General features: G+C 63.2%; 11 protein-coding genes. 3 read left to right on the top strand and 8 right to left on the bottom strand.

Annotated elements, in window-relative coordinates:
• Nucleotides 1–31: 31 nt before the first annotated feature.
• The 3 genes from ACYVAN_RS15795 to ACYVAN_RS15785 all read right to left on the bottom strand — a co-directional run bounded on the left by ACYVAN_RS15795 (nucleotide 32) and on the right by ACYVAN_RS15785 (nucleotide 3054).
• The gene (locus ACYVAN_RS15795) at nucleotides 32–637 is read right to left on the bottom strand and encodes a flavin reductase family protein (protein ID WP_460960277.1); all 606 of its coding nucleotides are present in this window, start codon (nucleotides 635–637) and stop codon (nucleotides 32–34) included.
• A gap of 521 nt (nucleotides 638–1158) precedes the next feature.
• Nucleotides 1159–2346: an acyl-CoA dehydrogenase family protein gene (locus ACYVAN_RS15790; protein ID WP_460960275.1), complete on the bottom strand. Its 1188-nt coding sequence runs from the start codon at nucleotides 2344–2346 to the stop codon at nucleotides 1159–1161.
• 273 nt (nucleotides 2347–2619) lie between these two features.
• Nucleotides 2620–3054: a hypothetical protein gene (locus ACYVAN_RS15785; protein ID WP_460960273.1), complete on the bottom strand. Its 435-nt coding sequence runs from the start codon at nucleotides 3052–3054 to the stop codon at nucleotides 2620–2622.
• Between the two features lie 143 nt (nucleotides 3055–3197).
• Here ACYVAN_RS15785 and ACYVAN_RS15780 point away from each other — a divergent pair, with 143 nt between their 5' ends.
• Complete coding sequence (locus tag ACYVAN_RS15780) at nucleotides 3198–3374, top strand: hypothetical protein (protein WP_460960271.1); 177 nt, start codon at nucleotides 3198–3200, stop codon at nucleotides 3372–3374.
• Nucleotides 3375–3534: 160 nt separating this feature from the next.
• Here ACYVAN_RS15780 and ACYVAN_RS15775 read toward each other — a convergent pair whose 3' ends face one another.
• Both ACYVAN_RS15775 and ACYVAN_RS15770 read right to left on the bottom strand, forming a co-directional pair.
• Nucleotides 3535–3732, bottom strand: a complete 198-nt coding sequence (locus tag ACYVAN_RS15775; RefSeq protein ID WP_460960269.1) for a hypothetical protein — start codon at nucleotides 3730–3732, stop codon at nucleotides 3535–3537.
• A gap of 87 nt (nucleotides 3733–3819) precedes the next feature.
• Entirely contained in the window at nucleotides 3820–4674 is an 855-nt protein-coding gene (locus ACYVAN_RS15770) for an NAD(P)H-binding protein (protein WP_460960267.1), read from the bottom strand.
• 83 nt (nucleotides 4675–4757) lie between these two features.
• Between ACYVAN_RS15770 and ACYVAN_RS15765 the strand changes: the two genes are divergently transcribed.
• Complete coding sequence (locus tag ACYVAN_RS15765; protein WP_460960265.1) at nucleotides 4758–5714, top strand: AraC family transcriptional regulator; 957 nt, start codon at nucleotides 4758–4760, stop codon at nucleotides 5712–5714.
• 593 nt (nucleotides 5715–6307) lie between these two features.
• Here the strand turns inward: ACYVAN_RS15765 and ACYVAN_RS15760 are convergent.
• Both ACYVAN_RS15760 and ACYVAN_RS15755 read right to left on the bottom strand, forming a co-directional pair.
• Nucleotides 6308–7471, bottom strand: coding sequence for a DUF711 family protein (locus tag ACYVAN_RS15760; protein ID WP_460960263.1), 1164 nt, complete (start codon nucleotides 7469–7471; stop codon nucleotides 6308–6310).
• Nucleotides 7472–7550: 79 nt separating this feature from the next.
• Nucleotides 7551–8588: a hypothetical protein gene (locus tag ACYVAN_RS15755; protein ID WP_460960261.1), complete on the bottom strand. Its 1038-nt coding sequence runs from the start codon at nucleotides 8586–8588 to the stop codon at nucleotides 7551–7553.
• 822 nt (nucleotides 8589–9410) lie between these two features.
• Between ACYVAN_RS15755 and ACYVAN_RS15750 the strand changes: the two genes are divergently transcribed.
• A complete protein-coding gene (locus ACYVAN_RS15750) occupies nucleotides 9411–10631 on the top strand; it encodes a cation:proton antiporter (RefSeq protein ID WP_460960259.1) in 1221 nt (406 codons plus the stop codon).
• On the opposite strand, the gene ACYVAN_RS15745 is transcribed toward ACYVAN_RS15750, so the two are convergent.
• Nucleotides 10585–11166: a hypothetical protein gene (locus tag ACYVAN_RS15745; RefSeq protein WP_460960257.1), complete on the bottom strand. Its 582-nt coding sequence runs from the start codon at nucleotides 11164–11166 to the stop codon at nucleotides 10585–10587. The genes ACYVAN_RS15750 and ACYVAN_RS15745 overlap by 47 nt on opposite strands.
• Between the last annotated feature and the right edge of the window lie 294 nt (nucleotides 11167–11460).

Raw genomic sequence — 11460 nt, 5'->3', positions numbered from 1 at the left:
GAGAAGATGGACTCATTGACGTGCTGTTGGCTTAGGCACTGTTGGTTGATCTTCCCGTAAGCGCTGCGTCCGGCCAATTGGAATAGCCACGGTCCCAATACATGAGCGGACGGCCGGCCAGTGGGGGTACGCCGCCTACGATCATGCCGACGAGGATGGCATGGTCGCCGACCTGGAGGTCGGCCACGATGCGACATTCTGCGTGCACGAGTGCGTCGGTGGTCAGTAACGGGAGTTCGAGCACGGAGCTCGGTTCCCAGAAGACTCCGTCGAACTTGTCAGGGGAGCGGGAAGCGAACGATTGAGACACCCGGCGGCGATCCTCGCGTAGCACATTGACCACAAAGCCACGGCTGCCGCGAAGTGCGTTCAGACTTTCGTTGAGCAGGTTGACGCATACCAGTACCAGCGGTGGGTCCTGGGACAGACTGCAGACCGCGTTACAGGTCAGCCCACGCGGCTCGTTGTCCTGGTCGATCGCACTGACCACACAAACGCCGGTCGGCAGGCTTCCCATAATCGCACGAAAGGTATCGCTGTCGACGGGTGGCATGTCGTTCCCCATCGAGGCGAGCGAGACGGTGCTGGGCTGGACGGGGGTAGCCGGGTGCTCTGACGGATCGTCGAGCATTGGCATGACCTCTCCTCTTCGGTACTAAAGTAAGGGACGGCGGTCAAAGAAGGCACCGGATGTCAGTATTGAGCCACGCTACGACTGTCGTGGGTGTTTCCCTAGCTGTCCTTCATCGCTTCAGGTACCGGCGCATGTTCCCTATGGCACGCGAGCTCTGGTGATGGCAAACAGAAGTTTCCGTGTCGACATACCATTTATGCTGATCGTGGCACAGCCGGTAATGCGATCAACCCAGCACTCGATGGGAATCTAAATTCCTGCATTACATGTCGTCAAGATCGGGCCGACGGAAAGGTTCTCGCTCAGTCGCTCGCTAGCCTTACTCGACCGCGCGGGCTGTGCAACGGCGGCGTTGAGCCGTCCTTGCCTACCTTGCTGGTGGTCGAGTGGGCATTTTGCGCAGTCGACCACTCGACACCTCTTACCGGCGGTCCTTGCTGAAGGGTCGGCGAAAGCGGCGCTCTTCTGGGGTAGATCACAGATCCCTCTCGGTTCTCCATGCTCAGAAGCGAAGCGAGGGACCACTAACCGGCCGGGTCCAATCCCAGAGCGACACGGCCGGTGAAGACGTGCTGACGTTTCTCTTGAAGGGGGTGGTACTGGCTTCCGTGCACGTCGCGCAGCAGGCGCTCCAGTCCAACGCTGCGAAAGTAGGCGCCTCCGCCTGCCACTTCGAGCGCCTTCTCCACAGTTTGGACGCAGGCGTTGGCAGCGATTGTCTTGCGGACCATCGCGGCGTCGGCGGTGGCGACGGTCGGTTCGAACGCGTAGTCGTTGCACAGGTCCACCAAGTTCTGCACCGCGAGCTGCGCCGTCACCAAGCTATTTTCCATCTCGCCAAGCAGGTACGGCAGGTTGGGGTCGTGGCCTGCCTTGCTTTTTTTACGCGCAATGCCGAGCGCCATATTTGAGGCGGTTTCCGCGAGACCGGTGTAAACTGACATGATCAGCGGCTGGGAGATTGCGGCGACGGTGGTGAAGAAGACGTGCCACTGGCCCTTTGGACGGCGCAGCCAGACGTCGCTTTCCTGGACGAAGACATTCTCGAGCACGATGTCGTTGGAGCCGGTAGCGCGCATCCCCATGGTTCGCCAGTTATTCAGTACGGTCATGCCTTCTGTGGCAATAGGTACTGGAAAGTGCAGCGCGGTCGGCCCATCCTCAGGATCCTCATACACCGCACTGGTGAGAAGCAGCGTGCCGGCGGGAGAGCCGCTGCCAAAGAACTTGTGCCCGGTGATGCGGTAACCGCCCTCCACTTTTTTGGCCGTGCCCGAGGAGTCGACCCAGTCTGAAGCCCCGGTGCCGACCAAGACGATCTCGTCTTGAGCGACACGTCGCAGCAACGGCTCCACGGGTTCTCCCTGGCGCCGGCGCCACAGAATCGTGCCGAGGAGGTGGGTGTGCATCGACAGCGCGAGCGCGGTAGAACCGCAGTGACGGGCCAGCTCGCGCAGCATGGCACTCAGCTCCGGGTGTGAGGCACCGCCGCCACCCAACTCAGTCGGCACACCGGCGGAGAAGAAGCGGTGTGCCTTCAGCTCGGCGTAGTTCTCGGCAGCGAATGCATCTCTCTCGTCAAAGTCAACCGCCCGCGCCGCGAACGCTGGCCCGACTTCGCGTGCCAGGGCCACCCAGTCCGTGCGACCCGGCGCCTCCTGCGCTTCGTCCGTAACGCTCGTCGATGAGCTCATAGCATCTCCAGTCAGCATGATCCTCCTTACGGCTCTCCCGTTCCTCACGGCTATGCGTGGACAGTTCGAGAACGCTGAGCAATGAACCACCGGGTCGGTCATCTGAGTTGGGGGTCGGGCTCACGCGCACTCGGCTCGTTCTGCGGGTCTTGGTTTGCCCGGCGCGGGGCGCGAACAGCAACCAGGGAAAGAAAAGAATATCCCGGCGGTTTGCGACTGAGGCAGACACTGACCTGCGTTTGCCATGCCTCGCCTGATGGCGGGCTGGACTACTTCAGAGCGCCCGGCCTGCTACTTGACGTTCAGCTTACCGACGTAGCGCGCTGTACCCTTCATTCCATTCAAATTCCCGGTGGCCTGCAGGTAGCCGGAAGCACCGGCCCATTTCCCGGTGCCACCGGTGATCTCACAGAGGAAGACGAACTCACCATCGACCTCACCATCGCTTCCCGGAGCAGTGTTGAGCAGTGAATCCTCAATGCAGGTAATGTCTCCATGAACGTCGTGAATGACGAAGTTTCCATTGATTAACTTCATGCCCGTCTGTGAAGTCTGCGTAATGCTTTTTCCGACGAACTCGGCCGATCCTTGGAGAGTTCCCTCGAAGGTGGCGACAAAGCATCTGCCAACCGGCGACTTGCACTCAGGCCCAGTGATGGTCTGACTCGTAATCGAGCCGTCAGCCTGGAGGGACTTGGGGCCTGCCCTCGTCTGGTCGGCGACCACACCCGCTCCCAGTACAACAGCAAGAACGGCTGTCAATGACACATATAGAATCGGACGCACCCGGGGATACTTTAATTTTGACATTGCAGGTCACTCTCCGAGGTCCTGGCGTCGGTGATGCAGGGCACTCATGATTTGCCGGCTTGCACGAGAAGGAACGTGATCAGCAAGTCCAGTTGATTGTCGTTCTCGTCATCGTTTCGCGCGATGTAGCCGAACCCGCTGTCGTTCGTCTCGACATAACCATCGATCGCACCAAGGTCTCGATCAAGACCACGACCACGGTTATCGCTCGCTATGCCCCCATTCGGCGGCCCTGACTCCCTCGGTGACGTGATCAACGAGCACGACAAGCAACGTAGTCGGCTGAGAAATGCCTGGTCACGCGTTTGTATCGAGTATTGGGCGGTACAGGGGGTCGATTCGTGGTACGTAGCTGGTGCTACGGGCGGACCGAGTATCCGATGAGAGCTCGGCGCATCACGACTTTGCCGATGACTTGACCCGGGTCGCGCGCTTGAGCGCGTTCGTGACCAAGGGGATCAGTACATAGACCATGGTGGGCACGAGTACGGCGGTCAGGATGAGCGTGCGCAGCGGCAGGGCGAGCTGCGACAAGCCGAAGTGTTCGAAGAGCCACAACGCGAGGGTCAGGGCCGGGTAGATCGACAGCCACATGACGAATACCTGACCCAGGCGGTGAGGACCGTGGCTGCCGGTGGTCATGTCGGGCCTAGCGAGCTGTGCTCCGACGTCCCGAGCACGTCAGGCTCCACGAGAGGACTCAGCAGGGGCATCCCAGACTCCGGTTGCGGCGGTTTCACGGGCATACTCCGTGAAGTCGTGGGGCGGGCGGCCGAGAACACGCTCGACGGTGTCGGTCACGTGGGCCCTGCGGCCGTCGAAGACCTCGACCATGAGGTCGGCCAGTTGCGTCGCGTACTCGGCCGGCACACCTCGTCCGGTCAGCGACGAGATGAACTGCTCGTGCGTGACCGGAAGATAACGAAGCTCCCTGTGGGTCGCCCTCGCTAGCTCGCCGACGGCCTCGGCGAACGTGAGCAGTCGTGGTCCGGTTATTTCGTGGATCTGGCCGGCATGGCCGTTCTCGGTCAGCGCCGCGACGGCGACATCCGCGATGTCCTCTGCGTCGGTGAACGGTTCCGCGACGTCGCCGGCCGGAAGCGCGACCACACCGGCCCGGACCAGATTTGCGAGGAACGCCTCGCTGAAGTTCTGGGTGATGAACCCGACCCGCACGATGGTCCACTCCGCACCCGAGTCCCGCACCGCCTGTTCGCACCGCTCGGCCTCGGCAGAACCGCGGTCAGCAAGCAGGACGAGGTGCCGGACGCCGCAGTTCACCGCGAGGTCTGCGAAGGCACCCACGGTCCTAGCCGCACCGGGGAACGCCGCATCGGGGTAGTAGGCCACATACACTGCGTCCACGCCTCGCAGCGCGGGTTCCCATGTGGTGTCGTCCTCCCAGTCGAACGGCGGGTCAGCACGCCGTGAGCCAACCCGTACCGGCACGTCACGCGCTACGAGCCCGGACACGACCCGGCGTCCGGTCTTGCCTGTCCCCGCGAGGACTAACGTTGTCGGTCCAGTCGCTGTCATGATCCACAATTTACCCGGAGGCCGGGTTACGAGCCCATGGTCGAGGCTCGCAGGCCCATAATGGTGCGTCTTATACTGCGCCGGTGGATCCCTTGTCGATCTTGCTCGACGGAGCCAGGGCCAAGGACGCGTTGGTCCTGCGGTCCATCCTGAACCCACCGTGGTCGGTGCAGGTGCGGGACGGGGCGCCGCTCAACGTAGTTGCCATCCTGCGAGGGACGCCCTGGGTTGTACCCAGCACTGGCGATGCGGTGCGACTGGATGCAGGCGACATCGCGGTGATGCGTGGCCCGGACGCGTTCACCTTCGCCGATGATCCCCGCACGCCGATCCAAGTGGTCGTTGAGCCCGGTCCCCGACGGACGACCGCAGCGGGTGTGGAGCTGCCCGAGGTCGCGGACATGGGTGTGCGCACCTGGGTCAACGGCATGCGAACCTGCGAGGACGGTGCGGACGACTCGTCGGTGCTGCTGATCGGCAAGTGCCGGGGACCGGGCGAGATCGCCACGCGCCTGCTCAGCGCGTTGCCCCCGCTTCTGGTCATCCCCAGGGCCACCCACGGCGAGTCCGCGCTGGTGTCGCTACTCGCCGAGGAGACCGTACGAAACGAGCCGGGTCAAGATCTCGTGCTCGAACGACTTCTGGATCTCCTACTGGTCGCCATCCTCCGCGAATGGTTCACCAGGCCCGATACCGATGCGCCGCCCTGGTACCGAGCCAACGGGGATCCGGTCGTCGGGCCCGTCCTGCGACTCATACACAGCAACCCGGGCCATGCCTGGACGGTGGCCGCGCTCGCCGGGCGGACCGGGGTGTCCCGAGCGACGTTGGCCCGCCGCTTCACCGACCTCGTCGGCATGCCACCAATGGCATACCTCACCGAGTGGCGAATCGACCTGGCCGCCGATCTCCTCAAGAACTCGGACACCACGATTGACTCCATAGCCCGTCAGGTTGGTTATGGCAGCGCATTCGCGTTCAGCGCCGCCTTCAAACGAGTCCGCGGGGTCAGTCCACAACGCCACCGTGTCCGGACATGACCGCCGGCCCTGGGGCGAACTCAAGAGCATCGGCACCACAGGGCGCGTCCGGTGTTCCCACTGCCTCGCCCCCGCGCCTCCAGTGGCACAGGACATGATGAAGTGGCCCCCGTCCAGGGGAAGCCACGGGTCACACTCCCTTAGGTCACAGTCCCTTCGGGAGGAGTTTCCGCACGGGGACGGTGGCCTGCTCCGGCGACAAGCGAACCGGATCGGGACTCGTCGAATATCCGTAACGGGACACGCACCAAGACGGTGGTCTCGGACGCGGTTGGGCGGGGTCGAGATCGCGGTACCGCGAGACCGCGAAAGCGGCAGTGGTGGCACGTCCCGGCTTTGTCAGGGCTGCTCCAAGCCTCCCCGGCACCTCCCGGATCAGCCTGCCCTCAGCTCCTGCCGGATCGCTGCGACGACCCGACGGCGAAGGTCTTCCACCTCCACTCAAACCACAGCACCTCACGGCGCACGAAACCCGGGTTGAACGCATTCGCCAGCAGCTCAGTGACCGCTGGCCGGCCGCTGAAACCTACTGGTCGAACACGCGGGAAACACCTTCCAGTTGCAGGACCGGACCGAAATCGGTCTCTTCGAGGTCACGGCAGACGCAGGTTGATCAGGTACGGCGAAGTGAACGTGGTGTGGTCACCGGATTGCTTGCCGGGCAACGGGAACAGCCGTGCGGACAGCGGCTTGGCTAGCCGGATGGCGAGAGTCGCCGTGTCCAGGAGCAGACCGGCGATGTCGTCGACGGAGGTGTCCCCCGGCAGCGGCACGGTGTCCAAACCGGTTCCGCAGACCGTTGAGTAGGCCAGCAACTGGTGCATCCTGAGGCGACCCTCGGCCCACTCACGCGCCAGTACGGCGTCCTCCATGACCGGTAGCATCAGTCCGTTGTAGCCGCATTTCGGCAGGTTCGTGCTGCGCAGGGCCTCGGTGATCGCTCCCACCACCGCTACTGTGCCGGGAGCACCGAACCTGCCGACGAGGCCGTGTTCTATGGCCGCACCGATGCTGGTGTCGACGGATGGTGCCGGTGAGAGGTCGATGCCACCGAATCGCAGGCCGGACTCCTCAGCCAGTCGCTGGCCGAGTCGCACCACGGGGGTCGCTTCGGTGATCATCGCTTCGCGCACTCGCGCAGTGATCGACGCAGGGTCGAGACCATTACCGTGGGAGAGCGCAGCAGTCACGATTCCGGCTCCCTGCAGGCCGATTGTGAGTGCGTCCGGTCCCTGGTGGTAACTGGCTGGAAAAAATGGGTGGTCGGACGGCACGCAGGCAAGAGCCGCGAACCGGAAGTTGCCTATTCCTTCCTCGGTCCGCTGCGCGATCCGGAGCATCGTGCGGGCCGTCGGCACCACCGCATCGACCAGGATGCCGTGCTGTGCCGTGGCAATCTGGACGGCGCAGTTCAGCGCAGGGAGGTCCGGTATCAGGTCTTCGATCACCGCGATCTGCTCCAGCAGGATATCCCGCCGGGTTGCCTGCGCTGCCCCCAATGAGAAGTGGTCGATTCCGAGGCGATCGAGGTCGGCTTGTAGGCGGCGGGCGTAGGAGATCAGCTCGTCGGGTCGGCCGGGGAAGTCGTCAAACACCGGAGGGGTGGTGATACGGACCGTCTGCACCTCGTAGCCGGCTTGCCGGTAGGCGGCCTCCACCTCCCGCAGCCGGGTGGCAGCGTCCGCGAGTCTAGGCTCGGACAGCGGGTGGGGACCCGTGAGTCCCAATGTGATAGTCCGAATCACCGGCTGACCCATGGCCGCTCCCAAACCCTCTGACCGCTTGCATCGGTGCACGTGAGTAGTGCTAAACGGGCAATCACGAAAACCGGAGGAGTCAACGTTCTTCGAGCTGTTCTGCGAATTCGCTCCACACCCGTGCGTACCCGCGTGCCAGTTTCGCCACCGAGGCCGCGCAGTGGTCGGGGACCATTTCGGCGATCTTGTTGGGTCCCGTCATTTCTACCCGGTTCTGGTCCAACCATCGGAGCAGAAACCGACCCGCCTCTTTGAACCGGAGCGACGGGTCTGCCTTCAGAGTGGCCAGGATGGCGGCAACGTCACAACCACGTGTGGGGCCCGGCTTCTCGGTCGTTTCTCCAGGAGCGCAGATCTCAAGCGGCCGGGGTGTGGCTGGTGATCCTTGGGATCCCTGCCGCTGCAATGTTGGTTCCTGGCCTGCACGCACGCGTTGCCGCACGTTATGCACGGTGGAGTGCGACACACCGGCCTCGTTCGCGATGGCGCGGATCGACGCGGTGGGTTTCTCGGCCAGTAGCTTGGTGACCTTCAGTCTGGCCGCGGAGCTACTGGCAGGCCGTGCTCGGCCGTCTTTACCCACCCTCGTGGTTGACTGGGCATTGTGCGAATTTGAACGCCAGCGCAGCTTACCGACAGTTCCTGCGGAGAGACCAGTAACGGTGGCGATCCTCCGGTTCGACCACTGCGGGTGCAACTGAATAATCCGGGCCGCTGCCGTGGTCCGATCAGCATGGGTCAGCGGCAATCCGTGCGCGATGTTCATCTGCACGGCGAGCAGAAAAGCGTCGCTATCCGTGCCATTATACACTTTTGCTTCGATTTTGTCTTCGCCACGCAGGGTTGCCGCGTGGACCCTGTGTATTCCATCGATGACCCGTCCGGATCGACCGTGTACGATAATGGGGGGTAATCGTTCCTCCGACTCGGAGAGCAGCCTAATGTGCTCGTTATTCGCGCCGGCTCGCCGCGGGGAACCATCCAGCAACAAAGAGTTTATCGACAGAAGGACGGTCCCCGGTTCATCCGACCGAATGGGCTGCGGCTGCCATTCGGTCCGCTCGGCGACATTTTCCCCATGCGAACCTTCGCGGCTCACCGTGGAAACTTCAGACATCCTTGTCCCTTCACGATAACGTATCCCCACTCGGGTGCGCATGGTGGTCGTCTTTCGGTTACGCCCGCGAAAGCGTCGAAATCGGCGCACAAGGCTGCAACGGGATCGACATTGACGGGCCGATGTGCCCGGAACGCTTCATAAAGGTGCACGTCGACATTGTTTTCGCCAAGATGTACGCGGCGGTCGCGGCGGCGGTTCCGGCCCCAATGGCAGCTGCTCTTCCCGTTTACGTTAGCCTTCCGCGGAGGTCGTGATCCGCACTGAAGTCGACGCAAGCAACGTGTCGCCACTCACTGTTCGCTCGCGTGCCCCGGCACTGAAACAGAAAATTGGGAATTTCGGTCGATGGGTGGATCTTAACGCGTCCGGGGTTTACTTATCTGTACTCCAAAAGAATGAAAATTGTCCGAAGTGTGCTGTCGGGTGGCGTGCTTGCGCATAAGCCCGTCAGATTGGCGGACGGAATTCTGAGTAATCTGATCAGTCCAGGAGTGACGTTCGTGTGTTTGAATATGTCGTGACCAGATTGGGGGAGGAGCTCTAAATGCCAGGGAAACCTCCTGGTGATCTGCCGCCGGTGCCACGAGGACATCCAGAAGACGTCGAGGGAGCTATACCGTCGAGTTCGAGGTGCACTCGCTTGACGTCTCCGGCCGCTGTCGCCGCGACCTGGCGGCTGCGCCGCGTGCACCGGTATGGGCGCTGGTGGCCCGATATTTCGCAGGTCCCGACTTCGAAGACGACAGTGCCAAGGTGACCGCGCAGGTTGCGGCTTTCCGTCGAGTTGCCGCGTCGCCCGGCACAACTTAAATACGAGCCATGGCGCAGCCCGGGACGCTCATCTTGATCATGGCCATCGCGGTCCTCGCTCCTGTCTTCGCGTACGGCATCGGCCGCTGGATACCCGTTCCGCTGGTCATCTTCGAGATCCTGCTGGGCGTCCTCATCGGCCCTGACGTGCTCGGCTGGGCCCATCAAGAGCAGTTCATCGACGTCCTCGCCGACCTCGGCCTGACCATGCTGATCTTCCTCGCCGGGTACGAGATCGACTTCGCCGCAGTGCGCGGGGAAACCCTGCGCCGCTCGATCTTCGCTTGGTTGGCCTCGCTCGCTGCCGGGCTCGCGATCGCTTTCGCCCTCACTGGGGGGCGGGTGACCACGAGCTTCGTCATCGGCACCGCGCTCACGAGCACCGCATTGGGCACGGTCATGCCGATACTGCGCGATTCTGGCGATCTGCGCGGTCGCTTCGGCTCGGTGGTCCTCGCGTTCGGGGCGGTCGGTGAGTTCGGCCCGATCATCGCCATGGCTTTGTTGCTCAGCGGTCGAGAGCTCGGCAAGTCCACGGTGCTGCTGATCGGGTTCGCCGCAATCACTGTGGCGGCCGTGTTCTGGGCGCTGCGACCCCGCCCGCCCTGGTTCTCCCGGCTGGTCGCCAAGACCTTGCACAGCAGCGGCCAGTTCGCGGTTCGATACGTGATGCTGGTGCTAGCTGCGATGCTGGGCCTGTCCCACGTCTTCGGTCTCGATATCCTCCTCGGAGCGTTCGCGGCCGGTGTCATCACGCGGTTGGTCCTGCGCGGTGCCGCCCCCGACGACAGCGGCGAGGTGCTCAGCAGGATCGAGGCGATGGGGTTCGGTTTCCTGGTCCCGATCTTCTTCGTCGTCACCGGTATCGAATTCGACCTCGACGCCCTGCTCGGTGACGGCCGCGCTCTCGCTCTGCTCCCGGCCTTCCTGCTCCTCTTCATCCTCGTCCGCGGCCTGCCCCTGTACCTGTTGGCCCCGTCTGACCTGCTCCGCCGCGACCGCACGGCCCTGGCCTGCTACGGATCGACCTGTCTGCCCCTCGTCGTCGCCATCACGACCATCGGCCTCGACGGCAAGGTGATTGGCGCGGGCGAGGCGGCAGCACTGGTCGGCGCAGCCATGGTTTCGGTCCTCACCTTTCCCCTCCTCGCCCTCAAGCTTCGCTCCGCGGGCCGTGAGGAGCTCATCCGGCGGTACCCACGATTCGACGAGAGCTCCGAATCGTGGTGATTCCCGGCAGGCAGGTCATAGCGGATCGGGTCGGCAAGCTGACGGCGCAGGACCGGTTCTCATGCAGTAGCACGAGCAGTGCCGCGTGTTTGGTGGTGCCGCGGCGCAGCAGCGCCGACGGGACGGACAGCAACTCTCGGGTCACCTTGGACAGCAGGGACACGATCACCTGCACATGCTTCCAGCCGGACAAGACCACACCGCTGCCACCAGCGACGATGATTTTTCGAGCGGCACACGGTTCCAACAGTTCATGAGCAGTCGCTTGATCGGCACGGGCGGGTCGACTCACCGGGCGGCGCACCTTTTGTGCTCGCACTGCGATTGAAACGATCGCGATCAAGATGCCCCGGATGGTGAAATCGAAGCGGATGGTTTGCTCCGTCCCTGCTGTGGACCACAGCATCAGCCACAACAGTGAGCAAAAGTAAAGCCCTCTGGCAACCCGGGTGCGCATCGAAGGCATCCGTCGCCACAGCAACAATGAGCGGAATATCGTTCCCAGCGTGGGACGCCCGGCACCGTGCTCGGCCATGACCTCAGCGAACAGGTCATACGCGTGCTCGAAGGATGATGAGCTGCAAAAGCGGCCCATATGCGCTGGGTAGACGGGGATTTGGCGGTGTTTCCCAGCTGTCCCGCGGCCCGGTGTGGGGCACGGTGAGACCCCCTGAAGCTGGGACGGGACACGTACACGGCACCGGTGCTCGCAGCGATCGGGGTATGGCTGCAGGAGACACGCCGGCGTCGCCATCGCGAACAGATCGTCAGCGGTGTGTGGATCACGCTCGGCAACAGGTGGCTTTTATCGAAGGGTGGCTCTCAGCGC

This window comes from Parasphingorhabdus pacifica (genome assembly GCF_054779195.1).
This window is presented reverse-complemented; position numbering and strand designations above follow the sequence as displayed.

Excerpts from the sequence above, each read along its gene's own strand:
- ACYVAN_RS15775 (WP_460960269.1), bottom strand. The coding sequence starts at position 3,732 with ATGTGGCTGTCGATCTACCCGGCCCTGACCCTCGCGTTGTGGCTCTTC.
- ACYVAN_RS15750 (WP_460960259.1), top strand. The coding sequence starts at position 9,411 with ATGGCGCAGCCCGGGACGCTCATCTTGATCATGGCCATCGCGGTCCTC.
- ACYVAN_RS15790 (WP_460960275.1), bottom strand. The coding sequence starts at position 2,346 with ATGCTGACTGGAGATGCTATGAGCTCATCGACGAGCGTTACGGACGAA.
- ACYVAN_RS15760 (WP_460960263.1), bottom strand. The coding sequence starts at position 7,471 with ATGGGTCAGCCGGTGATTCGGACTATCACATTGGGACTCACGGGTCCC.
- ACYVAN_RS15770 (WP_460960267.1), bottom strand. The coding sequence starts at position 4,674 with ATGACAGCGACTGGACCGACAACGTTAGTCCTCGCGGGGACAGGCAAG.
- ACYVAN_RS15795 (WP_460960277.1), bottom strand. The coding sequence starts at position 637 with ATGCCAATGCTCGACGATCCGTCAGAGCACCCGGCTACCCCCGTCCAG.
- ACYVAN_RS15745 (WP_460960257.1), bottom strand. The coding sequence starts at position 11,166 with ATGGCCGAGCACGGTGCCGGGCGTCCCACGCTGGGAACGATATTCCGC.
- ACYVAN_RS15755 (WP_460960261.1), bottom strand. The coding sequence starts at position 8,588 with ATGTCTGAAGTTTCCACGGTGAGCCGCGAAGGTTCGCATGGGGAAAAT.